This is a genomic window from Noviluteimonas gilva (assembly GCF_009740395.1).
Classification (GTDB): Bacteria; Pseudomonadota; Gammaproteobacteria; order Xanthomonadales; family Xanthomonadaceae; genus Noviluteimonas; species Noviluteimonas gilva.
The window spans coordinates 1-23,050 of sequence record NZ_WOXT01000006.1 but is presented as its reverse complement, the minus strand read 5'-3'; the positions used below and the strand labels follow the sequence as shown (position 1 = coordinate 23,050).

Sequence of the window (23,050 nt, the reverse complement as noted above, 5' to 3'; positions counted from 1 at the left end):
TTAGCTGCGCGGCGCACGTTCGCCGAACAAGGCCGTGCCCACGCGCACCATCGTCGCGCCTTCCGCGATCGCCAGGTCGAAGTCTTCGCTCATGCCCATCGACAGCGTATCCATCGACGGATGGCTGGCGGCGAGGGTGTCGAACAAGGTCTTCATGCGGGCGAAGGCGGCGCGGCGACGGTCCATGTCCTCCAGCGGCGCGGGGATCGCCATCAGCCCGCGCAGCGCGAGCCGGGGCGCCGCGGCGGCGACGGCATCGGCCAGCGCGCCGGCGTCTTCGGGCCGGCAACCGTGCTTGCTGGCCTCGTCGTCGATGTTCACCTGGATCAACACGTTGAGCGGGCCGCGCTCGTCGGGCCGGGCCGCGGCCAGCAGGGGCACGAGCTTGGCCCGGTCGACGGTCTGCACCCAGTCGAAGGCCTGCGCGGCGGTGGCGGCCTTGTTGGATTGCAGATGGCCGATCAGGTGCCACTCCAGGGTCGGATCCCGGAGTTCGGCTTGCTTGCCCTGCGCTTCCTGCACGTAGTTCTCGCCGAAGGCGCGCTGCCCGGCCGCCGCCAGGGCCGCGACCGCCGCGGCCGGTTGGCGCTTGGACACCGCCAGGAGGCGGGCTGGCCGACCGTACTGCCGAGCCGCGTTCTCAATACGTTGAACGACAGCGTCAAGGGCAGGGGTGAGCATCTCGTCGCAACCTCGTGATCGCCGCGGAATCCGCGGTTGACACCGCGGGGAGGGCGGCGCCCATACTGCCCGTGGGGGGTGCCAAAGCACCAGTCGTTCATCAGTTGGCACTTCAATCGCCGTGCGGGGGAGCACGTAAATGGATATCGCCGAACTTCTGGCGTTCTCGGTCAAGAACAAGGCGTCGGACCTTCACCTGTCCGCCGGCCTCCCGCCCATGATCCGCGTGGACGGCGACGTCCGCCGCATCAACATTCCTGCGCTGGACCACAAGCAGGTGCACGCGCTCGTCTACGACATCATGTCGGACAAGCAGCGGCGCGATTACGAAGAATTCCTCGAGGTCGACTTCTCGTTCGAGATCCCCGGCCTGGCGCGCTTCCGCGTCAACGCGTTCAACCAGAACCGCGGCGCGGGCGCGGTGTTCCGTACCGTTCCTTCCGAAGTGCTGACGCTCGAAGACCTCGACACGCCGCGCATCTTCAAGGAACTGATCGACCAGCCGCAGGGCCTGATCCTCGTGACCGGCCCGACGGGCTCGGGCAAGTCGACCACGCTGGCGGCGATGCTCGACCACGTGAACAAGAACGAGTACGCGCACATCCTGTCGGTCGAAGACCCGATCGAATTCGTGCACACCTCGCAGAAGTGCCTGATCAACCAGCGCGAAGTGCACCGCGACACGCACGGCTTCAACGAGGCGTTGCGTTCGGCACTGCGCGAAGACCCCGACTACATCCTCGTCGGCGAAATGCGCGACATCGAGACCATCCGCCTGGCGCTCACCGCCGCGGAAACCGGCCACCTCGTGTTCGCCACGCTGCACACCTCGTCGGCCGCCAAGACGATCGACCGAATCATCGACGTGTTCCCCGCCGGCGAAAAGCCGATGGTCCGCTCGATGCTGTCCGAATCGCTGCGCGCGGTGATTTCGCAGGCGCTGCTGAAGAAAGTGGGCGGCGGCCGTACCGCGGCGTGGGAAATCATGGTCGGCATCCCGGCCATCCGTAACCTGATCCGCGAAGACAAGGTCGCCCAGATGTATTCGGCGATCCAGACCGGCCAGGCGCACGGCATGATGACCCTCGACCAGCATCTCCAGGATCTCGTGAAGCGCGGTCTCGTGACGCGCCAGCACGCCAAGGAATACGCAAAGGACAAGCGACTGTTCGAATGACGGTCGGGAGCACACTTCTATGAGCAGCATCGATTTCACCTCGTTCCTCAAGCTGATGGCGCACCAGAAGGCGTCGGACCTCTTCATCACGGCCGGCATGCCGCCGTCGATGAAGGTGCACGGCAAGATCTCGCCCATCACGCAAAACCCGCTCACGCCGCAGCAGAGCCGCGATCTCGTGCTGAACGTGATGAATCCGCAGCAGCGCGAAGAGTTCGAGAAGACGCACGAGTGCAACTTCGCGATCGGCGTCGCGGGCGTCGGCCGGTTCCGCGTGTCGTGCTTCTACCAGCGCAACCAGGTCGGCATGGTGTTGCGCCGCATCGAGACGAAGATCCCGAGCGTGGAGGAACTCAACCTCCCGCCGATCATCAAGACGCTCGCGATGACCAAGCGCGGCATCATCGTGTTCGTGGGCGCCACGGGTACGGGTAAGTCGACCTCGCTCGCGGCGATGATCGGCTACCGCAACGGTAACTCGACGGGCCACATCATCACGATCGAAGACCCGATCGAATTCGTGCACAAGCACGAAGGCTGCATCATCACGCAGCGCGAAGTGGGCATCGACACCGACAGCTGGGATGCCGCGCTGAAGAACACGCTGCGCCAGGCGCCGGACGTGATCATGATCGGCGAGGTGCGTACGCGCGAAGGCATGGACCACGCGATCGCCTTCGCCGAAACCGGCCACCTGGTGCTGTGCACGCTGCACGCCAACAACGCCAACCAGGCGATGGACCGCATCATCAACTTCTTCCCGGAAGACCGCCGCGGCCAGTTGCTGATGGACCTTTCGCTCAACCTCAAGGGCGTGGTCGCGCAGCAGCTCATCCCCACGCCCGACGGCAAGGCCCGTCGCGTGGCGATGGAAATCATGCTGGGCACGCCGCTGGTGCAGGACTACATCCGCGACGGCGAGATCCACAAGCTGAAGGAAGTGATGAAGGAATCCACCAACCTCGGCATGAAGACCTTCGACCAGAGCCTGTTCGAGCTGTACCAGGCCGGCGAGATCTCCTACGAGGACGCCCTGCGTTACGCCGACTCGGCGAACGAAGTGCGCCTGCGCATCAAGCTCGCGCAGGGCGGCGACGCGCGCACGCTGGCGCAGGGGTTGGATGGCGTCGAGGTTGCAGAAGCGCGGTAACGTCAGTCCAACGCGTAAGGCAATTCATGAAGGGAGCGGGAAACCGCTCCCTTCTGCCATTTGGGCAACCTGTCGGCAAAACGACTGTACGCAACCTGCGTACAGTCGTATCATGGATGCCACCTTCGTAGAACTCCCGCCATTCCAGGGCGCGCTCGCCGGCTATCTGGATGACGGCGCCTTCCAGGCGCTGCAACAGTTGCTCCTCGCCGATCCGGAGGCGGGAGATCTGATTCCGGGCGCGGGTGGCCTGCGGAAGGTTCGCTTCCTGGACAAGCGACGCGGCAAGGGCAAGCGCGGTGGCTTGCGAATCATCTATTACTGGTGGCCGGCAGGTGCGCAGTTGTGGTTGTTTGCGATCTACGACAAGCGTGAAGTCCGTGATCTGACGCCGCTGCAGCGCACCTTCCTGAAGAAGCTCCTGATCTCCGAACGCAACGCGAGGCATTGACCATGGCGACCAAGCGCACGAAGAAAACCGCTCCCGCGCGTGTGGCCAAGCGGGCCGCGCCGCGCAAGAAGCGCGACCTGTTCGCGGAACTGGTCGAAGGCTTCGACGCATTGCGCGAAGCTCGCGAAGGAAAGCGCACCCTGCGCACGCACGTGGTGTCTTTGCGAACGGTGCCCGAGGTCAAGCCTGCCGAGTTGATCAAGCTCCGCGAGGCCCTGGACTTGTCGCGCCCCGTCTTCGCCGACTTCCTGCGCACCAATCCCCGCACCCTCGAGAACTGGGAGCAGGGCCGCGCGCGTCCGAACGCGCAGGCCGCGGTCCTCATTCGCCTCGTGCAACGGTATCCCGACACGGTGCAGCGCCTCGCGACGCTCTAGCCGTCACCGGGGGTAGAATCCCGCCCATGCAAGCCAGTCCGACGCCACTTGCCAATCGGTTGCTCATCGCGCTCCCGGCGCTCACCGACCCGCATTTCGCGCGGAGCGTGGCGCTGGTCTGCCAGCACGATGCCGAGGGCGCCATGGGCGTGGTCGTCAATCGCCCGTCGGAGTACACGCTGGGCGATGTCTTCGAACAGATGGGCATCGACAGCGAGAACGACGACCTGCGCGGGCAGATCGTGCTGTCCGGCGGCCCCGTGCATCCCGAACGCGGCTTCGTGCTGCACGACGGCGGCGACGGCTGGGATTCGACGATGCAGATCGGCGATGCGCTCTATGTCACCACCTCGCGCGACATCCTCGAAGCGATGGCCGGCGGCGGTGGCCCGTCGAATGCCATCGTCGCGCTCGGGTGCGCCGGATGGGGCGCGGGGCAACTGGAACAGGAATTGATCGAAGACAGTTGGCTGACCGTGCCGATGGATCCGGGCCTGCTGTTCGCAACGCCGCTGGGCGCGCGCTGGCAGGCCGCGGCCGGCAGCATCGGCGTGGACCTCACGCAGATGGCCGACCACAGCGGGCACGCCTGATGAAACTCGATGGCACCGTGCTCGGGTTCGATGTCGGCATGCGGCGCATCGGTGTCGCCGTCGGCAGCGCGTTCGGCAGCGGTGCGCGCGCGCTCGCGGTGATCGACGTGCATGCGCATGGCCCCGACTGGGCCGCGATCGATCGCCTGCGCGCCGAATGGCGTCCCGATGGTCTGGTGGTCGGCGATCCGATGACCATGGACGGCGGCGACCAGCCGATCCGTCGCCGCGCGCTCGCCTTCGCGCGCGAACTGCATGGGCGTTATCGCTTGCCCGTCGTGCTTGTCGACGAACGCGCGAGCTCGATCGAAGCCGCGCAACGCTTCGCCGCCGATCGCGCCGAAGGCCGCAAGAAACGCCGCGACGCCGCCGCGCTGGACGCCGTGGCCGCCGCGGTGATCATCGAACGCTGGCTCGCCGCGCCGCAGGACGCGATTCGCGTCGACGACAGCATCGAAATGCTGCCCAATGGCAGCCCTCCCATTCTCACCACACAGAGCGGAGCCGCCGAGTGACCGTTGCCCAGGTGGATGCGCAGGGACGCCTGCGCCATTTCCTCACGCTCGAAGGCCTGCCGCGCACGGTGCTCGTGCGTTTGCTCGACCTCGCGCAGAACTTCGACGACCGCCGCGGCGATGTCTCGCTGCGCAGCACGCTGGTCGGCCGCACGGTGTGCACGTTGTTCTTCGAACCGTCGACGCGCACGCGTTCGAGTTTCCAGATCGCCGCGCAGCGCCTGGGCGCCGACGTGCTGACCTTCGATGCATCCACCTCCTCGACGAGCAAGGGCGAAACCGCGCGCGACACCATGCGCACGCTCGAAGCGATGGGCGTGCACGGCTTCGTCGTCCGCCACAAGGAAGACGGTGCGGTCGCGGCGCTCGCCGGCGAAGCGCGCCCGGGCACAGCGCTGATCAACGCCGGCGACGGCCGCATCGCGCATCCCACGCAGGGCTTGCTCGACATGCTCACCATTCGCCAGGCGAAGGGTGCGGACTTCTCGCAACTGAAGGTCGCCATCGTCGGCGACGTGAAGCATTCGCGCGTGGCACGCACCGACCTGCATGCGTTGCGCACGCTCGGTGCCGGCGAAATCCGCGTGTGCGGGCCGCAATCCTTGCTGCCGACGGATGCGACGCTCGATGGATGCGTCGTGACCGAAGACTTCGACGCCGCGCTCGAGGGCGTCGACGTCCTGATGATGCTGCGCCTGCAACGCGAACGGATGGAAGAAGGCCTCGTCGGTTCGCTCGACGCCTACCACCGCGATTACGGTCTGACCGCGACGCGCCTGCGCCGCGCGGCACCGGAAGCCGTCGTGCTGCATCCGGGCCCGATGAATCGCGGCGTGGAAATCGACGACGACGTCGCCGACGGCCCGCAGTCGCTCATCCTCCGCCAGGTCGCGAATGGTGTGGCCGCGCGCATGGCGGTGCTGGAAGTGTTGCTCGGAGCCTAAATCTCCGGGGCATTTAACCGGGGACCAACTGACCTTTAGTTGCGCTTGAAGTTCAAGTGCGTTCCGCACGCAATGAAAATTGGCGGATCCCATTCGCGGTGCGTTCTACACAACAGTGAGGTTAGAGATGAGTAGGCTGCCTCGGACATTTGCTTTGGTCGCCCTTTTTTTTGGTTGCGTTTCGTGTTCCTTGCTAAACGCGACTGCATCGGAAATTACTAACGCGGGGCGTGGCTCAAGCGAAACCGCGCCTGTCCTGCCGACTACGCGTTCTTCGTCTGAGGCGGCATTGGTACCAGACGGCAGGGTGAAATCTGGAGAAGGTAAGAATCCGGTCGCGATTGCGCCTTCAGAGAAGGAACTCATCGCCCTTCGCGAGCAAAATGAACTTCTTAGGGGTTTCCAAGACAAGTTGCTCAACACTGTCCTTTGGTCCCTTGGTGTTGTCGTGACGCTTACCCTGCTGCTGCTAGGTTTCAGTTGGTTCACGAACAAAAAACTTTACGATGAGGACAAGGTCGCGCTGCGAAAGGAATTTGATGAGAAGATCGAGCAGATGCAAGACCGCGTTGAAGCAGCACTCTCGCTAAAGGTTGCTGAGAACTTGTCAGTGGTCGATGCCAAAATCCAATCCGCAGTAGCAGAGCTGCGAACAAGGGTTTCTCAAGTCGTTGCTCAGGTTGACGCAGTCGACGCGCGAACTGCCAGGTTGGACATCACCCTCTATGACTTGAAGCGCGTCGAGGAGTGGATGTGGGCATCCCGTAAAGTCCCTGTCAACTTGCTTATTACTCAGAGTCAAGCGCTAGAAATAGCCAATAACGTAGGCAACAAACTTGCCGTCGGACTCACGCTGCAACGAATTGCTAAGACTCTAAACGAACAATTCCTTCAGAAAGATGGGCCAGCTCTGCCGGCGTTCATTCGCGACGGCTTGCTTGCGCGACTATCTGAATCAGCAAAACTCGACGAGATCGCGGCAAACGAGGTCATATCGTTGGTTGGCACCATAAAGGTTGAGGCCGACGAGCGGAAATCGTCCGAAGAGTAGTCTCGGTTGAAATGCCGTTGAGGCGCTTGATCAGCGCAACAACACCAGCGTCGCCAACCCCAGGAACGCGAGGAAGCCCATCACGTCGGTGACGGTCGTCAGGATCACGCCGCCTGCGAGCGCCGGGTCGAAGCCCATGCGCCGGAGCGTGAGCGGCACCAGCACGCCGGCAGTCGCGGCGAACACGAGGTTGACCGTCAGCGCCGAGGCGATGACGAGCGAAAGCACGCCATCGCCGAACCAGAAGAACACGATCGCGCCGAGCACGATGCCAAGGCTCAAGCCGTTCATCAGAGCGACGCGCAATTCCTTCCACAGCAGCACCCGAACGTTCGACGCGCCGACCTGGCCGAGCGCCAGGCCGCGCACCATCAGCGCGAGCACCTGCGTGCCGGCGTTGCCGCCCATGCCGGCGACGATGGGCATCAGCACGGCGAGCGCGACGATCTTCTCGATCGTGCCTTCGAACTGACCGACCACGCTCGCGGCGAGGAACGCCGTGCCGAGATTGATCGACAGCCACAGCAGGCGGCGGCGGAACGCGCGGCGCACCGGCGAGAACAGGTCCTCGTCCTCGTCCAGGCCCGCGGCGCCGAGCACCTGGTGTTCGGCTTGTTCGCGGATGATGTCGACGACGTCGTCGATGGTGATGCGGCCGAGCAGGATGTTGTTGTCGTCGACGATCGGCGCGCTGATCCAGTCGTGGTCGGAGAATTGCCGCGCGACTTCGTCCGACGACTCGTCCACGCCGAGCGCGGGTTGTTCGTCGTCGATCAGCTGGTTGATCGGCGTGCCCGGTTCGTGCGTGAGCAGCGCCTGCAGCGCGATGCGGCCCAGGTACTGATGGCGCCGGCTGACGACGTACAGATGGTCGGTGTGGTCCGGCAGCTCGCCGCGCAGGCGCAGGTAACGCAGGACGACATCGACGGTGGTGTCGGTGCGCACCGTCACCACGTCGGGGTTCATCAAACGGCCGGCGGTGTCCTCGTCGTAGGACAGCACCTGTTCCAGGCGCTCGCGGTTCTCGCGGTCCATCGACTTGAGGACTTCGTCGATGACGGTGTCCGGCAAGTCTTCGACCAGGTCGGCGAGATCGTCGATGTCGAGGTCTTCGACGGCCGCGACGATTTCGTCGGGGTCCATCTCGGCGAGCAGGCTTTCGCGCACGTCGTCGCCGACGTGGACCAGCACTTCACCATCGTCTTCGGGATCGACGAGCCCCCACACCACCGTGCGCTTGGCGGGCGGAAGCGATTCGAGGAGGTTGCCGATCTCCGCAGGAGACAGCGTGTTGACCAGGCGCCGCACGGGGCCGAGGCGGCCGCTGTCGAGCGCGTCCGATAACAGACGCAGCTGTCGTGCGGTCTTCTCGTGGCGGATCGCTTCGGCCATTCGGGGTCCGTTGGCGCGTCGCACACGAGGGCGCGACAGGGTCAGGCGTTCATGGCGCGAATTATGGCCTGCGCGGGATGAAGGCGCCTACCCCTGTTGAATGGATTTCGCGAATCGGTTGTCTTCCAGCCAGTCCTCGATGCTCCGGCGGTCCCGTGCGCGCAGCAGCGCGGGGGCGTGCGCCCGCAACGCACCCAGGTCGCAATTGCGGATCGCTCGGCGCAGTTCGAGCAGCGTATTGGGGTGCAGGCTGAATTCCCCGAGGCCCAGGGCCAGCAGCAGGGGCGCGAACGTCGCATCGCCCGCCATCTCGCCGCACACGGCCACCGGCTTCCCGCGCTTGTGGGCGATGCGGATGATCTGGTGCAGCAGCCGGATCAGCGCCGGATGCAGCGGCGTGTAGATCTCGCCCAGCGCCTCGTTGTTGCGATCGGCGGCGAGCAGGTACTGGATGAGGTCGTTGGTGCCGATCGAAAGGAAATCCACCGCGCCCACGAAGCCGGGCAGGGCGATCGCCGCGGCGGGCACTTCGATCATCGCGCCGAGCGGGATCACGTCGGCGACTTCGTGGCCTTCGCGCCGCACTTCGGCCAGCACCTTCTTCAGCAGGCGGCGAACGGAAACGATCTCCTCGCGGCTGCTGATCATCGGCACGAGCACGCGCACCGGGCCGTAGCCCGAGGCGCGGACGATCGCGCGCATCTGCGTGCGGAACAATTCTTCGCGCGCGAGCGACAGCCGCACGCCACGCAGGCCGAGCGCGGGATTGGGTTCGCCTTCGAGCACCAGGCCGCTGCGATCGGCCTTGTCGGCGCCGAGGTCGAGCGTGCGGATGGTGACCGTGCGGCCCGTCATGCCGAGCACGACATCGCGATAGGCGCGGAATTGTTCTTCCTCGTCGGGCAGCTCCATGCGCTGCAGGAACAGGAATTCGGTGCGATACAGGCCCACGCCCGCGGCGCCGAGCGCATGCGCTTCGGCGACGTCCGCGCGCGATTCGGCATTCGCCCACAGCTTGATGTCGACGCCATCGATCGTGCGCGTGGGTTCGCGGCGCAGGCGATTGAGCTGGCGGCGTTCGCGCACCTGGTCGCGCATGCGCGAGCGATGGCCGCGCAGGTCTTCGGCGTTGGGTTCGAGAACGACGAGTCCGCTCGTGCCGTCGACCGCGAGCACGTCGCCGTCGTTCACCCGCAACAGCGCCTGCGCGGCGCCGACGACCAACGGAAGATGCAGGCTGCGCGCAAGAATCGCGCTGTGCGACAACGCGCTGCCGCCCGCGGTCACCACCGCCATCACGCCCTGCGCTTGCAACTGCGCGAGTTCGGCCGGCGCGATGTTGTCGGTGACCAGGATGTCGCCGGCAAGGCCTTCGACGGGAATTTCGCGCCGATGCAACGCGACGTGGATGCGCCCGATGACCTGGTCGATGTCGTCGATGCGGCTGCGCAGGTACGCGTCGTCCATCGTGGTGAAGACGTTCGCGATGCGGTCGCGTTGCAGGCGCAGCGCGTAATCGGCGCTGTAGCGGCCCGTGCGGATCAGGTCATCCAGGCCCTGCAGCAATTCCGGGTCGTCGAGCAGCAGCGCGTGCAGATCGAGGAATTCGCCGACTTCCTGCGCGAGCGCGCCATGCAGGCGCTGGCGCAGCACGCGCATTTCGCCGCGCACGATGTCGATCGCGCCGTGCAGGCGTTCGAGTTCGGCCTCGACCGCATCGGCTTCGATGTGTTCTTCGCGAACGTCGAGAACGTGGGGCAGGCGCACCCGTGCACGGCCGAGCGCGCTGCCGCGCGATGCGCCGTGACCGGGCAGGACCTGCCGCATCAGCCGCCCTCGTCGAAGAGGCGCTCGAACAGGTCCGAGACGGCGGCGGCGGCTTCGGCTTCGTCGTCGCCATCCACGCGCAGCACGACGGGCGTGCCCTGGCCGGCGGCGAGCAACATCACGCCCATGATGCTCTTGGCGTTCACTTCGCGGCCTTTCGCCGCGATCGTCGCGCCGCAGCGATAGCCCGACAGCAATTGCACGAGCTTGGCCGTGGCCCGCGCGTGCAGGCCCAGCTTGTTGGCCACCAAGAGCTCGCGCTCGATCATGCGGTTCCCTGTTGCATCGGCTCAGGCGTCATCATGGATCACGCCGTTGCGCGCGCCCGCGCCGGCGACGTTCGGAATCTCTTCGAGATCCATTTCTGCGTAATTCATCACGCGCAGCAGCATCGGCAGGCTCAGCGCCGACACGCGCTTGACCGGCGTGCCGATGCGCGCAAGCTTCGCGGCGAGGTTGCTGGGCGTGGCGCCGTACAGGTCGGTCAGCACCAGCACGCCCTGGCCACCATCGACGCGCCGCAGCGCGGCGCTGGCCAGGGGCAGCAGCGCGTCCGGGTCGGCGTCGAAGGGCACTTCGAACGCTTCGGTCTTCAGCGGCAACTGGCGCAATAGGCGCGTGGCCACCGACAGCATGGCGCTGCCGATGCCTTCGTGGGTGATGAGCAGGACGCCGACGGTCATGGCGGCAGGTTAGTGCAAGTCAGTCCAGCTCGCGATGGTGCACCGCAACTTCGGCCCAACCACGCTCGCGGGCGTGCCGCGCCAAGCGCTCGGCCAGGTAGACCGACCGATGGCGCCCACCCGTGCAGCCGAAGGCGACCGTCACGTAGCTGCGCGTGTCCGATTGCAGGCGCGGCAGCCAGGTATCGAGGAATTGCGCGATCTCGCCGGCGAATTGCACGACGTCCGGCTGCGCCTCCAGGTAATCGCTGACGTCCTTGTCGCGACCCGACAGCGGGCGCAGGCGTGCGTCCCAATGCGGGTTGGGCAGGCAGCGCGCATCGAACACGAAGTCCGCATCCGGCGGCACGCCGCGGCGATAGGCGAAGGATTCGAACAGCAGCGACAGGGTCGACGCTTCGCCCAGGCCGAACTCGGTGATCACCAGGCGCCGCAGCTTGTGGACGTTGAGCGCGCTGGTGTCGAGCACGACATCGGCGATCTGGCGCAGCGGCTTGAGCGCCTGGCGTTCCAGCGCGATCGCATCGGCCAGCGCCAGGCCGAGATGGCTGAGCGGATGGCGGCGGCGCGTGTCGGCGTAGCGGCGCAGCAGGACGTCGTCTTCGGCGTCGAAGAACAGCAGCTTGGGATCGAGCCCGAGCCCGCCGACTTCCGACAACACATCGGGAATCACGCCCAGGTCGCCACCGCTGCGCACGTCGAGACCGACGGCGAGTTTTTCCGGACGGTCTTCGCCGCGCATCACGCGCCGCACGAATTCCGGCAGCAGGTCCGCGGGCAGGTTGTCGACGCAATAGAACCCGAGGTCTTCGAGCGTGTTGAGCGCGACCGACTTGCCCGAACCGGACATGCCGCTGACGATCATCAAACTCGGCACCGGCTGCGCGGGCGGGGCGGGTGGAACGGGAGGCGGCGTACTCACTCGTCAGCTGGACCGTTCGAGGAAATGGGAATGGCGCGCCATGAAGGCGGCCGCGGGATCGACGCCCTTCGCGCGCAGGATGTGCCCGCGCGCGGCGGCTTCGGTCAGCACCGCCAGGTTGCGGCCGGGCATGACGGGCAGGGTGATCTGCGGCACGTCGAGATCGAGCAGGCGGCGCACGCTCAGATCCCCGGTGATGCGTTCCATGCCCGCGGCCTGCGGTTCCAGGTGCGGCTTGGTCAGGTGCACGATCAGGCGCAGGTACTTGTTCTTCTTCACCGCGGTGTCGCCGAACATCTGGCGCACGTTGAGCACGCCCAGGCCGCGCACTTCCAGCAGGTCCTGCAACAACTCCGGGCACGTGCCGTCGAGCACGTCGGGTGCGATCTGCGTGAACTCCGGCGCATCGTCGGCGACGAGGCGATGGCCGCGCGTCACCAGTTCCAGCGCGAGCTCGCTCTTACCGGATCCCGACTCGCCGGTGATCAGCACGCCGATCGAATAGATCTCCATGAACACACCGTGCAAGGTCACGCGCGGCGCGAGCGTGCGCGCCAGGTGGTATTGCAGATGGTTGAGCAATTCGTGTCCGCGGCGCGGCGAGAGCCACAGCGGTGTTTCGGATTCCTCCGCCGCTTCGCGCAGGTCTTCGGGAACGCGTTGTTCCTTGCTGATCACCAGCGCGAGCGGGCGCGCCTGCATGATGCGTTCGATCACTTCCCAGCGCGCGCGCGAATCCAGCCCGTCGAGCCACTGCAGTTCCTCGGTCCCGAGGATCTGCACCTTGTTGGGATAGATGATGTTGAGATAACCGGCCAGCGAAGGACGGCGTGCGACGGTCTCGACCGATTCGAGCACGCGCATCGCACCGGACTGGCCGGCGACCCATCGCAAGCCCAGTCGTTGCTGGTGCAGGTCGAACAATTCCTGCGCCGCGATCCGCTGCGTCATGGAGTGCGTACCGCTTCGTCGAGCGCGAACGCCGGGACCAGCAACACCCTGCGCAGCGCCGTGACGTCGGGCGCGGTGCGCAGGGCATCGCGGAAACCGGCGTCGGCGAATTGCTCGGCGATCTGCGCGAGCAACTGCAGGTGTTCCTGCGTGAAATGTTCCGGCACGGCCATGGCGAACACGAGGTCGACGTGCTCACCGTCGCTGGCGCCGAAATCGATCGGCTCGCGCAAGCGCAGGAACGCGGCGCGTGCGTGGTCGAAGGCGTTGGTGCGGCCGTGCGGAATGGCGATGCCGTGCCCGATCGCCGTGCTGCCCAGGCGTTCGCGCTTGCGCAGGCTCTCGGCGATCGCCTGCGTACCCGCAGGCGATGCGTCGGAAAGCAAACTTGCCGCAGCGTCGAGCACGCCGTCGCGGTCCCCTGCCTGATCGAGCAGGACGACGCGTTCGGCGGCGAGCAGCGACTGGAACGGCATCGTTTGCGGGTCAGCCGAGACGCGCGGCGTCCCCGCCGCGGTGGGAATCGATGATCTTCTCCTTGTGCTTCATGAGAAGGCGATCGAGCTTGTCGGCAAGCAGGTCGATCGCGGCGTACATGTTCTGTGCGGTCGCATCGGCGTGCAGCGTGCGACCGGCGATATTCACGTTCGCCTCGGCGCAATGGTCGGTGCGCTCCAGGCTGAGTTGCGTGCGGACATCGATCGGCTGGTCGAAGTGTCGGGAAAGTCGTGAGAGCTTGGATTCCACGTAGTCGCGCAGGGCAGGCGTGACTTCGAGCTGCTGGCCGTAGGTGTCGATGCGCATCGCGGACCTCCTTTGCTCACTTCGGAAAGACAGGATACGCCCGGCGGCCGTGAGGGGAAGTAGGCGGCCGCCGGGCCGGGATTCAACCGATTCGCAGGCGGTCCTGCGACGAGGGAATGCTCATGGCTTCACGGTACTTGGCGACCGTCCGGCGCGCCACGGGCACGCCGGTGGCCTTCAGGCTCTCGGCCAGGCGGGCGTCGGAGAGCGGTTTGCGCGGGTCCTCGGCCTCGACCAGCCGGCGGATCATCGCCTGGATGGCCGTGCTGGAGGCCTCGCCGCCACTGCCGGTGTCGATGCCGGAGGCGAAGAAGGCGCGCAGGGGGATCGTGCCGCGCGGCGTGCGCACGAACTTGCGCGCGATCGCGCGGGAGATCGTCGATTCGTGCAGGCCCACTTCGCCGGCGACTTCGCGCAGCGTGAGCGGCCGCAGCGCCTGGTCGCCGAATTCCAGGAACGCCGATTGCTGGCGCAACAGGCAGCGCATCACCTTGAGCAGCGTGTCGCCGCGCGCTTCGAGCGACTTGAGCAACCAGCGCGCTTCCTGCAGGCGACCGCGCAGATAGACCGCGTCGGTTTCGCTCGCCGAACGGATCATGCGTTCGTAGCCGCGATGGATGGAGATGCGCGGCCGCGCGCCGGAGGCCAGCGCCACGCGCCATTGGCCTTGCTGGCGCCACACCACGCAATCGGGCGTCACGTAGGTATCGGCCGACAAGCCGCCCATCTGCGCGCCGGGGCGCGGGTCGAGCGAACGCAGCACGTGCACGGCTTCTTCGATTTCCGCGAGCGGGCGATGCAGTTCGTTCGCAAGGCCCGCCAGGCCAATGCGCGGCAGGCGTTCCAGCGGGCCGTCGGCCATCTTCTTCGCGAGTTCGCGCCCGGGCGTATCGTCGGGCAGCAACGCGAGTTGCAGCTGCAGGCATTCGTTGAGCGAACGCGCGCCGACGCCCGGCGGATCGAAGCGCTGCACCTGGTGCAGCACCGTCAGGATTTCGTTGTGTTGCGCGTTGATCGCGGGCAGCAGGCTTTCGGCGATGGCTTCGATCGTTTCGCGCAGGTAGCCGTCGTCGTCGATCCCTTCGATCACCGCCACGCCGATCGTGCGATCGCGCGGCGAGAGGTGACTCAGGTGCAACTGCCACAACAGGTGGTCGTGCAGGGTTTCGGATTCGGCGACCTGTTCGGCGAGCGGTTCGTCGTCGCTGTCCGCCGGGCCGATGCGCTCGTACCAAGGCTCGTCGCCGTCCCACGGCGAGGCGTCGGCGGGCGGTGCGTCGTCGTGGTCGGCGCCGTTGCCGTTCGCGTTGTCGCCCGGCAGGGGCTCCTGCGGCGCGGCTTCTTCCCAGTCCAGCAGCGGGTTGCTCTCCACCGCGCTGGCGATCTCGATCTCCAGTTCCGCGGTCGACAGCTGTAACAAACGAATGGCCTGACGCAACTGCGGCGTCATGACCAAATGTTGTCCCAGCGATGTCTGGAGGCGGGGCTTCATGTCGAGTCCAACGGTGCCGGTGGGAACCGACGGCCGGACGCGACGGACCTACAGGCGGAAAGCTTCGCCCAGGTACACGCGGCGGACGTCGGGGTTCGCCAGCAGCGCGTCCGGCGCCCCCTGCGCGAGCACGCTGCCTTCGTTGAGAATATACGCGCGGTCGCAGATGCCAAGGGTCTCGCGCACGTTGTGATCCGTGATGAGCACCCCGATCCCGCGCGATTTCAGGTGGCGAACGATGCGCTGGATCTCGCCGACGGAGATCGGGTCGACGCCGGCGAAGGGTTCGTCGAGCAACATCAGGCGCGGCTTGGCGGCCAGCGCGCGGGCGATTTCGACGCGGCGGCGCTCGCCACCGGAGAGGCTGGCGCCCATCTGGCCGGCGACGTGGCCGATCTGGAGTTCGTCCATCAGCGACTCGAGCTCGCGCTCGCGCCCGTTGTCGTCGAGGTCTTCGCGCAGTTCGAGCACCAGGCGGATGTTGTCGGCGACCGACAGTTTCCGGAACACCGAGGGTTCCTGCGGCAGGTAACCCACGCCCAGGCGTGCGCGCGTGTACATCGGATCGCCGGTGATATCGCGCCCATCGAGCACGATCTGCCCGGCGTCGGCCGGGACCAGGCCCACGATCATGTAGAAACAGGTGGTCTTGCCCGCGCCGTTGGGGCCGAGCAGGCCGACGACTTCGCCCGCGTCGAGCGTCAGGCCGAAATCACGGACGACGGCGCGCGTGCGATACGACTTGCGCAGCCCTTGCGCGACCAGCATCAGCGACTTCCCTGCTGCTTGGGCTGGAACTGCATGCGCACGCGGCCCTTGTCGCCTTCGCCGGTGCCCTGCACCTGGCCCGAGCGCATGTTGTACGCAATGCGCCCACCGGAAATGTTGCCGCGGCCCGGCTGGTCGATCAGCGCATCGCCGGTGAAGACGACGGTGTCGGTGGCCATGTCGTAGTCGACGTTCTGCGCGCGCGCCTTGATCGTCGAGCCGTCGTCGAGTTCCTGCGTGAGATTCACCGGGCTGCCCGTGAACTGGACGCGGCGGATGTCGCCGTTGGCGCGATGCACCACCGCGCGGCCCGCCTGGATGACCATCGTGCCCTGCGTGATGTGCACGTTGCCGGTGAGCACGCACTGGCCGGTGTCGCTGATCGAACAGTCGCTGCCGTCGGCCTCGACGTTCATCGGCTGGCTGCGGTCCGACGTGCGCGCGCCGGCGAGGGCGGCGACGCCCAGCAGCGACAGCGCGAACCAGCGCAGCAAATCAGGGCGACGGGACAGACGACGACGGGACATAACGGGCCTTTACGTTCGACGAGAATCGGACGCGCTTGGTGTCGAGCCGCGCATCCATGCCTTGACCCCGCAGTATAGAGCCGGGCTGGACGACCGTGACCGTCCCCGGAGCGGTGGCCCGGTTGGTCAGCGGAAAAACGTTCATGCGGTCGGTGTTGATCGTCACGCGGCGCTCGGCGCCGCTGGCGGTCCGCGCATCGACCGCGCCGATCAGCCGCAGTTCGTCGCCGTCCGCGCTCACCCAACCGGTGTTCGAACGCACTTCCCAGCCGGCTTCACGCGTGGGGACCTGGCCTTCGGCGGGCGCGACGGGGATGAAGAAGACGGGTGTCTGGATCGTCATCGTCTGGTCGCCCGGGCTGCGCGTGAGCTTCGGCGCCTGCAGCGTGAAGGACTCCCGGCCCTGCTTGTCGAGCACGATGGCCTCGAAGTCGGTCAGCACGTAATCCGAGCGCCCGTTGTCGGCGCTGCCGCCGCGATCCTTCGGACGGTGCTTCCACACCGAGATGCCCATCGCCACCGCGACGACGAACAACACCATCAGCAGCCAGCCGCGTCTGCTCACGAAGACTTCTCGACGCGCACGCCCGTGACCACCGAGATGTCGGCCAGCAAATCTTCGGCGTAACCCTGCGCGGCGAGCAGCAGGTCGCAGACTTCACGCGCCGCGCCTTCGCCACCGCGCGCGTGCGTGCGCCAGTGCACGCGATCGCGCGTCCACGCATGCGCCTGCGCCGGCGCGACCGACAGGCCGACCTGCAACATCACGCGCAGGTCCGCGAGGTCGTCGCCCATGAAGCACACCTGGTCGAGCGTGAGCCCCATGCGCTTGGCGATGCCTTCCACGCACGCGAGCTTGTCGCTCACGCCGGTGTGCGACTCCACGCCCAGTTCCGCCGCGCGCTTCTCCGCCGCCGCGCTCGCGCGCGCCGTCACGAAGGCCACCTTGATGCCCTTGTGCTGGATCAACTTCAACCCGAGCCCGTCGAACACATGGAACGCCTTGGATTCGTTGCCCGCGCTGTCGATGATGAGCCGGCCGTCGGTGAGCGTGCCGTCGACGTCGAAGCAGGCCAGGCGAATGCGCTGCGCGCGTTCGCGGATGTCGGCGGGGAAGTCGTTCAGGTGCGAATAGTTCATGTCAGACGACCCGGGCGCGGAGGAGATCGTGGATGTTCAGCGCGCCGACGACGCGACGCTCTGCGTCCACGACGAGCAGGGCGTTGATCTTGTGTTCTTCCATCAATTGCGCGGCTTCGACGGCGAGCGCGTCGGCGCCGATGACTTTCGGCGAACGCGTCATCACCGACGCGATCGGCGTCGAACGCAGGTCGATGCGCGCATCGTCGAGCGTGCGGCGCAAATCGCCGTCGGTGTAGAGGCCGAGCAGGTGGCCTTCGGCATCGACCACCGCGCTCATGCCCAGGCGCTTGCGGCTCATCTCGACGAGCGTTTCGCTGAGCGTCGCGGTTTCGCGCACGCGCGGCACGTCGTCGCCGGCGTGCATGACGTCGCGGATGTGCAGCAACAGGCGACGGCCCAACGCGCCGGCCGGATGCGAGCGTGCGAAGTCTTCGGCAGTGAAGCCACGCGCTTCGAGCAGCGCGACCGCGAGCGCATCGCCGAGCGCGAGCGCGGCGGTGGTGCTGGCGGTGGGCGCGAGCGCGAGCGGGCAGGCTTCGGCGGGCACGCTGGCATCCAGGTGCACGTCGGCTTCGCGCGCGAGCGACGAACCGGGGCGGCCGGTCATCGCGATGAGCAGGTTGTTCTGGCGCTTGAGCCCCGGCAGCACGGTGAGCAGCTCGTCGCTTTCACCGGAGTAGGAGAGCGCGAGCACGATGTCGGCGTCGGTGATCATGCCGAGGTCGCCGTGCGCGGCTTCACCCGGATGCACGAAGAAGCTCGGCGTGCCGGTGGAGGCGAGGGTCGCGGCGATCTTGCGCGCGACATGCCCCGACTTGCCCATGCCCGTGCACACCACGCGGCCGCGGCAGGCGAGGATCGCCCTGCAGGCCGCGGTGAAGGCACCGTCGAGCCGGGCCGCGACCGCTTCGAGGCCCTGGACCTCGATGGCGATGACGCGGCGGCCGCTGGCGGCAAAGTCGAAGTCGGCGTCCTGGGGGGCGGCGGCCTGGATGGGAGTCGCCATGGATGCGGATGCTCCGGGGCAGGCGGAAGACCGGGGTGGCGTTCCGCTAAACTGAAGGACGCAGTTTACAGGACCGCCCCGCAATGAATGCCGACATCATCCGCCAGCTGATCGAGCAAGGCCTGCCGGGCGCGAAGGCGCAGGTGCAAGGGGAGGATGGCGTGCATTTCGAAGCCACCGTCGTGTCCGAAGATTTCCGCGGCAAGTTGCCGCTCGCCCGCCATCGCATGGTGTACGCCACGCTCGGCGATCGCATGGGCGGCGAGATCCACGCGCTGGCCCTCAAGACGCTCACGCCCGAAGAGGCGAACGCCTGACATGCAGAAGATCCAGATCGAGGGCGGCGCGCCGCTCAACGGTGACGTGCAGATTTCCGGTGCGAAGAATGCGGTGTTGCCGATTCTTTGCGCGACGTTGTTGGCCGATGAGCCTGTCGAGATCAGCAACGTGCCGCATCTGCACGATGTGGTGACGACGGCGAAGTTGTTGGCCGGGCTCGGCGCGGAGATCACCGTCGACCAGGGGACCATCGGCAAGGGCAGCGAGAGCGGGATCGTGGTCGATCCGCGCAGCGTGAACAGTCATGTCGCGCCGTACGAGTTGGTCAAGACGATGCGCGCGTCCGTGCTCGTGTTGGGGCCGTTGCTCGCCAAGTACGGTGCGGCCGAGGTGTCGTTGCCCGGTGGGTGCGCGATCGGTTCGCGGCCCGTCGATCTCCACATCAAGGGGATGGAGGCGCTCGGTGCGCAGATCACGGTCGATCACGGTTTCATCAAGGCGCGCGCGGATCGGTTGAAGGGCGGGCGAATCGTGTTCGACATGGTCAGCGTCGGCGCGACCGAGAATGTGCTGATGGCGGCTTGTTTGGCGCAGGGTACGAGCGTCATCGAGAACGCGGCGATGGAGCCGGAGATCGTTGATCTCGCGGACTGCCTCAATGCGATGGGTGCGCAGATTGAAGGCGCTGGTAGTAATCGCATCGTGGTGCACGGTGTGGAGCGGTTGCATGGTGCGAAGCACGCGGTGGTCGCGGATCGGATCGAGACCGGTACGTTCTTGGTTGCGGGTGCGATGACTGGTGGGCGGATCACTGCGCGCCGTACGCGTCCGGAGACGTTGGACGCGGTGTTGGAGAAGTTGATGCAGGCGGGGGCGTCGATCGAGGTCGAGGGGGATCGGATCACGCTCGATATGCAGGGGCGTCGGCCGAAGGCGGTGAACATCACCACCAATCCGCATCCTGCGTTCCCGACCGACATGCAGGCGCAGTTCATGGCGATGAATTGCATCGCTGAAGGGGTGGCTGTGATCAATGAAACGATTTTCGAGAATCGGTTCATGCACGTGCAGGAGTTGCAGCGCCTCGGTGCCGACATTCGCGTCGAGGGGCATACGGCGATCGTGCGCGGTGTCGAGAAGTTGAGCGGCGCGCCGGTGATGGCGACGGATTTGCGTGCGTCTGCGTCGCTGATTCTTGCGGGATTGGTGGCGGATGGCGAGACGGTGATCGATCGTATCTATCACCTGGATCGTGGGTACGAGAACATCGAAGAGAAGCTCTCTGGCTTGGGTGCGCGCATCCGACGCGTCGGCTGACCACCTCCCCTCCAGGGGAGGTCAAAAAGAAACCCGCCGCATGGCGGGTTTCTTTTTGGGTGGGGTAAATCCGAGGTGCAGTACGCAGAACCATCGTCTTTGTTGTTTGTGCACCGCCACCAGCTAGGCGCATCGCCGCGCCGCATTGAAGGCCACATTGCTCCGCTCCACCTCCCCTCCAGGGGAGGTCAAAAAGAAGCCCGCCATTCGGCGGGTTTCTTTTTGGGTGGGGTAAATCCGAGGTGCAGTACGCAGAACCATCGTCGTTGTTGTTTGTGCACCGCCACCAGACCGGCGCATCGGCGCGCCGCATTGAAGGCCACATTGCTCCGCAAGAGCTCACGCTCCGCAATGTGGCCTTCAACGCGACGTCCGCTGCGCACCACGCTTTGGGTTGCTCGACAGCACTTGTTGAATGGGTGCGTTGTGCGCTGATGGATGCGCGCCTACAGCCAGCACACCAGACGGGCGGCGCCTTGCCCGTCGAGGACATCTCGGAGCCGAGCTCCGGTCGCGCGTTCTCCTGGATGTCCTCTCTCGGGCTTCGGCGCCTTCGCGGCGACCGGCCTTTTAGCGCGCACGCTCCTGGAGTTCAGCGGACCAATACACTTTTTTCAGGGCGCGGCCGATGCTGCGTTCGACGCGCTTGAACACCCAAACGAACGAGTGCGAGCGCAGCGCCTTGTCGAATCCGCTCGCGGCGGTCGTGCCCGGCTCCGCGAGGCGCCCCATCACGCGCATGTATTCGCGCAACTCGACAAGTTCGAGGTGCGATTTCTCCGGGAGGACATAAACCGCAGGCGGAAGCTGCGGGCGTGCTGCATCTTGCATGGGAACCTCCATCGATTCATTGCCTCGCGCCGGAATGGCGCGAAGGTGTCAGGAGGTGAAATTCCGCTAACGGCAACGGCCGTGGCTATTCCCCCTTGCGAGGTCTTTTATTCGCCACCCTCCCGACGCAGAAGTCGCGTCGGTTCGCCTTTCGACGAGCAGTCCGTTATTAGGGAGGTTTCAGGCTCCTGAGAACAGCCTGCGCCGTCCCGCGTCGTACGCATACGCGACGGCAACGAGGACAAAGCCGGATCGTTCTGTCGAAGCGCTTGAAAGGTCTTCCGACAAGCGTTGGAGGTCTTCGCGGAGGGGTCGGAAGCCTTCGCTAAGGCGTGCGATGCCCTTCGCCAAGGAGTGCCAAGTCTGAGCGAAGGTGTTGGAACGCTTCGCGAAGGCGTGGGAGATCTTCGCTTATGCCTCTCAGACCTTCGCTAAGGCGTTCGTGATGCTTCCGAAGGCGTTGGAGGTCATTCGATAAGACCGCAGTGGCTTGCGTTGAGACCCCGGAGGCTTGCGTTAGGGCCCCGGAGGCTTGCGATAGGGCCCCGGAGGCTTGCGATAGGGCCGCGGAGGCTTGCGATAGGGCCGCGTACGCTTGCGATAGGACGTCGAACGCTTGCGCTAAGACCACAGGGGCTTGCGCCAGGACCGCAGCGGCTTGCGCTAGGACCGCAGCGGCTTGCGCAAGGACCAAGGTGGCTTGCGCTAGGAGGACAGTGGCTTGCGCTAGGACCACAGCGACTTGCGCCAGGACCACAGCGGATTGCGCTAGGACCGCAGTGGCTTGCGCTAGGACCTCAGAGGCTTGCGAAAGGACCTCAGAGGCCTGCGTTAGGCGTTCGCGTCCTGGCGCTTGAATGGCGTTTCGCGAAACCGTCCGCTTCTAGTCGAAAGCTGCCATCGGTTGCCGGTGACCGCTTTCGACCCAAAGCGGACATGCGGCAGAGGGGGCGTTAGTCTCCAGCTTCACCCCCGCCAGTTCCGTCTATGACGTTGACAAGTTCCATGCGTAGCTTGTTCGCTCTCAGCGTTGCGGCAACCCTGACTGGCTGCGCCACCAAAGGTCCGGCGGCACCGCCGGATAATGCGTCAAGCCCAGATGCAGTGGGCGCCGTTACGTACTACGACCGCAATCATGACGGAGCTGTTGATTTCGAGTTTCATGACTTCGTGTGCTGCGATCGTAATTGGGCGCTCGTTGATGCTGACTTCAACGGCCAGTACGACTTACTTGTCAAATGGGGCTACGGTTTGACTAGAGAGCCGGCCCTAAAACCTGTCCCCCGAGATGTTCTGATCTCGCCTGGGGAGCCGCCTGTTCCACGCTGGTAGGCAATACCCATGTCCGCTCTTGGCCGAAGGCGGTCATTCGGCATGGACGTCCGCTTTCGACCCAAAGCGGACATTCAACGTGCCTGCGCTCCGGATCCGCTCGACTTGTTAGCTGGTCTCCGCCTGAATACCCTTCGCCGTTACTTCACGAGGCCGCAAATGGAATCCTGGGCGTCGGTTCTTATCGGTGGACGCGTTGATGCCGTCGAGCAATGGGAAGCCCTCCCTTGCGTCGTAATGCTGTCCAATGGATATCGAGTGCAAGTCGAATCGCTATGGCGTTTGCTTTTAGCGGAGTCGCTCGTGCTTACCAGCCGCGACAATGGCCAGCTTTTTTGGCGAAATGCGCCGGTGCACGCCATTACGGAGCTTTCGACAAACCTGGTCGGACGCACGTTGACTGAAGTGCAAGTCACAAAGGGCACGGCCGACCTTTCGCTGCAGTTTGGTACCTGCACACTTCAAGTGATAGCCGATTCGAGCGGCTACGAGGCTTGGCAAGTGGAAGCGCCGACGGGAACCTTGGCGGTCGGTCAAGGTGGCGGCAATGTTGTCGTTTGGGACCAGTAGCGAATGTCCGCTTCTGGCCGATAGCGGTCAGTCGGAAATTGGTAGTCTCGCCCCGTTGATCTTCGCCGACGTGACGGAACGGTAGACGTACTGCCACAGCAGTCCCAACGGGGTTTCTCCGCTGGGTGCAGGTTCGATCCCTGCCGTCGGCGCCAGCGATGTCCGCTTCTGGCCAAAAGCACACACCCGCGCCGATGGAGTTGGGGGGGGGCCAATTAGCGCCCCCCCCCCCGTTTTGTCACCGGTGGAAAACGCCCCTGTGCGGCG

The 23,050-nt window shown here is 65.7% G+C and carries 26 protein-coding genes, 1 tRNA gene and 1 pseudogene; 12 read left to right on the top strand and 16 right to left on the bottom strand.

The genetic code is table 11. From position 1 onward, the window contains the following. The gene (locus GN331_RS15655; RefSeq protein ID WP_156643237.1) at nucleotides 1-681 is read right to left on the bottom strand and encodes a YggS family pyridoxal phosphate-dependent enzyme; all 681 of its coding nucleotides are present in this window, start codon (nucleotides 679-681) and stop codon (nucleotides 1-3) included. A gap of 139 nt (nucleotides 682-820) precedes the next feature. On the opposite strand from GN331_RS15655, the gene GN331_RS15650 reads away from it, so the two are divergent. The 8 genes and pseudogenes from GN331_RS15650 to GN331_RS15615 all read left to right on the top strand — a co-directional run bounded on the left by GN331_RS15650 (nucleotide 821) and on the right by GN331_RS15615 (nucleotide 6,939). Further along, nucleotides 821-1,858 (top strand): type IV pilus twitching motility protein PilT, encoded by a 1,038-nt coding sequence (locus tag GN331_RS15650; RefSeq protein ID WP_036171932.1) that lies wholly within the window; start codon nucleotides 821-823, stop codon nucleotides 1,856-1,858. Between the two features lie 19 nt (nucleotides 1,859-1,877). After that, nucleotides 1,878-3,008: a PilT/PilU family type 4a pilus ATPase gene (locus GN331_RS15645; RefSeq protein ID WP_156643236.1), complete on the top strand. Its 1,131-nt coding sequence runs from the start codon at nucleotides 1,878-1,880 to the stop codon at nucleotides 3,006-3,008. A gap of 112 nt (nucleotides 3,009-3,120) precedes the next feature. Then, nucleotides 3,121-3,459, top strand: a complete 339-nt coding sequence (locus tag GN331_RS15640) for a toxin (protein ID WP_156643235.1) — start codon at nucleotides 3,121-3,123, stop codon at nucleotides 3,457-3,459. Nucleotides 3,460-3,461: 2 nt separating this feature from the next. Continuing rightward, complete coding sequence (locus tag GN331_RS15635; RefSeq protein WP_197427188.1) at nucleotides 3,462-3,836, top strand: helix-turn-helix domain-containing protein; 375 nt, start codon at nucleotides 3,462-3,464, stop codon at nucleotides 3,834-3,836. A gap of 26 nt (nucleotides 3,837-3,862) precedes the next feature. After that, nucleotides 3,863-4,429 carry a YqgE/AlgH family protein gene (locus tag GN331_RS15630; RefSeq protein ID WP_156643234.1) on the top strand — a complete coding sequence of 189 codons (567 nt, stop codon included), beginning with the start codon at nucleotides 3,863-3,865 and terminating at the stop codon, nucleotides 4,427-4,429. Continuing rightward, nucleotides 4,429-4,863: pseudogene (gene ruvX, locus GN331_RS15625) on the top strand (Holliday junction resolvase RuvX); the annotation flags it as partial. The gene GN331_RS15630 and the pseudogene ruvX, both read left to right, overlap by 1 nt. A gap of 77 nt (nucleotides 4,864-4,940) precedes the next feature. Next, nucleotides 4,941-5,888: an aspartate carbamoyltransferase catalytic subunit gene (locus tag GN331_RS15620; protein WP_331713518.1), complete on the top strand. Its 948-nt coding sequence runs from the start codon at nucleotides 4,941-4,943 to the stop codon at nucleotides 5,886-5,888. Between the two features lie 307 nt (nucleotides 5,889-6,195). Beyond that, a complete protein-coding gene (locus GN331_RS15615) occupies nucleotides 6,196-6,939 on the top strand; it encodes a hypothetical protein (RefSeq protein ID WP_156643232.1) in 744 nt (247 codons plus the stop codon). A gap of 30 nt (nucleotides 6,940-6,969) precedes the next feature. On the opposite strand, the gene mgtE is transcribed toward GN331_RS15615, so the two are convergent. From mgtE to GN331_RS15545, 14 genes are all read right to left on the bottom strand, one after another. Next, nucleotides 6,970-8,331 (bottom strand): magnesium transporter, encoded by a 1,362-nt coding sequence (gene mgtE, locus GN331_RS15610; RefSeq protein ID WP_156643231.1) that lies wholly within the window; start codon nucleotides 8,329-8,331, stop codon nucleotides 6,970-6,972. 87 nt (nucleotides 8,332-8,418) lie between these two features. Next, nucleotides 8,419-10,158 carry a phosphoenolpyruvate--protein phosphotransferase gene (ptsP, locus tag GN331_RS15605; RefSeq protein ID WP_156643230.1) on the bottom strand — a complete coding sequence of 580 codons (1,740 nt, stop codon included), beginning with the start codon at nucleotides 10,156-10,158 and terminating at the stop codon, nucleotides 8,419-8,421. Continuing rightward, nucleotides 10,158-10,427 (bottom strand): HPr family phosphocarrier protein, encoded by a 270-nt coding sequence (locus tag GN331_RS15600; protein WP_156643229.1) that lies wholly within the window; start codon nucleotides 10,425-10,427, stop codon nucleotides 10,158-10,160. Before GN331_RS15600 ends, ptsP begins: the two co-directional genes overlap by 1 nt. Before the next feature lie 21 nt (nucleotides 10,428-10,448). Further along, nucleotides 10,449-10,841 (bottom strand): PTS sugar transporter subunit IIA, encoded by a 393-nt coding sequence (locus GN331_RS15595; RefSeq protein WP_156643228.1) that lies wholly within the window; start codon nucleotides 10,839-10,841, stop codon nucleotides 10,449-10,451. A gap of 19 nt (nucleotides 10,842-10,860) precedes the next feature. Continuing rightward, entirely contained in the window at nucleotides 10,861-11,706 is an 846-nt protein-coding gene (gene rapZ, locus GN331_RS15590; protein WP_156643373.1) for an RNase adapter RapZ, read from the bottom strand. A gap of 60 nt (nucleotides 11,707-11,766) precedes the next feature. Beyond that, nucleotides 11,767-12,714, bottom strand: a complete 948-nt coding sequence (gene hprK, locus GN331_RS15585; protein ID WP_156643227.1) for an HPr(Ser) kinase/phosphatase — start codon at nucleotides 12,712-12,714, stop codon at nucleotides 11,767-11,769. After that, nucleotides 12,711-13,190, bottom strand: coding sequence for a PTS sugar transporter subunit IIA (locus GN331_RS15580; protein WP_156643226.1), 480 nt, complete (start codon nucleotides 13,188-13,190; stop codon nucleotides 12,711-12,713). The genes hprK and GN331_RS15580 overlap by 4 nt, the downstream gene beginning before the upstream one ends. A gap of 10 nt (nucleotides 13,191-13,200) precedes the next feature. After that, entirely contained in the window at nucleotides 13,201-13,518 is a 318-nt protein-coding gene (gene hpf, locus GN331_RS15575) for a ribosome hibernation-promoting factor, HPF/YfiA family (protein ID WP_156643225.1), read from the bottom strand. Between the two features lie 82 nt (nucleotides 13,519-13,600). Continuing rightward, nucleotides 13,601-15,010 carry an RNA polymerase factor sigma-54 gene (locus GN331_RS15570; RefSeq protein ID WP_156643224.1) on the bottom strand — a complete coding sequence of 470 codons (1,410 nt, stop codon included), beginning with the start codon at nucleotides 15,008-15,010 and terminating at the stop codon, nucleotides 13,601-13,603. A 48-nt stretch (nucleotides 15,011-15,058) separates the two neighbouring features. Beyond that, nucleotides 15,059-15,778, bottom strand: coding sequence for an LPS export ABC transporter ATP-binding protein (gene lptB, locus GN331_RS15565; RefSeq protein ID WP_156643223.1), 720 nt, complete (start codon nucleotides 15,776-15,778; stop codon nucleotides 15,059-15,061). Next, nucleotides 15,778-16,305, bottom strand: a complete 528-nt coding sequence (gene lptA, locus GN331_RS15560; protein ID WP_156643222.1) for a lipopolysaccharide transport periplasmic protein LptA — start codon at nucleotides 16,303-16,305, stop codon at nucleotides 15,778-15,780. Before lptA ends, lptB begins: the two co-directional genes overlap by 1 nt. Next, nucleotides 16,274-16,870, bottom strand: a complete 597-nt coding sequence (gene lptC, locus GN331_RS15555; RefSeq protein ID WP_156643221.1) for an LPS export ABC transporter periplasmic protein LptC — start codon at nucleotides 16,868-16,870, stop codon at nucleotides 16,274-16,276. Before lptC ends, lptA begins: the two co-directional genes overlap by 32 nt. Then, on the bottom strand, nucleotides 16,867-17,445 hold the full coding sequence (locus tag GN331_RS15550; RefSeq protein WP_156643220.1) for a KdsC family phosphatase: 579 nt from the start codon (nucleotides 17,443-17,445) through the stop codon (nucleotides 16,867-16,869). Before GN331_RS15550 ends, lptC begins: the two co-directional genes overlap by 4 nt. Before the next feature lies 1 nt (nucleotide 17,446). Then, the gene (locus tag GN331_RS15545; protein WP_156643219.1) at nucleotides 17,447-18,454 is read right to left on the bottom strand and encodes a KpsF/GutQ family sugar-phosphate isomerase; all 1,008 of its coding nucleotides are present in this window, start codon (nucleotides 18,452-18,454) and stop codon (nucleotides 17,447-17,449) included. An 83-nt stretch (nucleotides 18,455-18,537) separates the two neighbouring features. On the opposite strand from GN331_RS15545, the gene GN331_RS15540 reads away from it, so the two are divergent. Both GN331_RS15540 and murA read left to right on the top strand, forming a co-directional pair. Continuing rightward, nucleotides 18,538-18,771 carry a BolA family protein gene (locus tag GN331_RS15540; RefSeq protein WP_156643218.1) on the top strand — a complete coding sequence of 78 codons (234 nt, stop codon included), beginning with the start codon at nucleotides 18,538-18,540 and terminating at the stop codon, nucleotides 18,769-18,771. A 1-nt stretch (nucleotide 18,772) separates the two neighbouring features. Next, nucleotides 18,773-20,050 carry a UDP-N-acetylglucosamine 1-carboxyvinyltransferase gene (murA, locus tag GN331_RS15535; protein ID WP_156643217.1) on the top strand — a complete coding sequence of 426 codons (1,278 nt, stop codon included), beginning with the start codon at nucleotides 18,773-18,775 and terminating at the stop codon, nucleotides 20,048-20,050. A 570-nt stretch (nucleotides 20,051-20,620) separates the two neighbouring features. Here the strand turns inward: murA and GN331_RS15530 are convergent. Continuing rightward, entirely contained in the window at nucleotides 20,621-20,881 is a 261-nt protein-coding gene (locus GN331_RS15530) for an XAC0095 family protein (protein ID WP_156643216.1), read from the bottom strand. A gap of 1,374 nt (nucleotides 20,882-22,255) precedes the next feature. Here GN331_RS15530 and GN331_RS15525 point away from each other — a divergent pair. Both GN331_RS15525 and GN331_RS15520 read left to right on the top strand, forming a co-directional pair. After that, a complete protein-coding gene (locus GN331_RS15525; protein ID WP_197427187.1) occupies nucleotides 22,256-22,783 on the top strand; it encodes a DUF6188 family protein in 528 nt (175 codons plus the stop codon). 64 nt (nucleotides 22,784-22,847) lie between these two features. After that, a tRNA-OTHER gene (locus tag GN331_RS15520) sits at nucleotides 22,848-22,938 on the top strand. The last annotated feature ends 112 nt before the right edge of the window (nucleotides 22,939-23,050 follow it).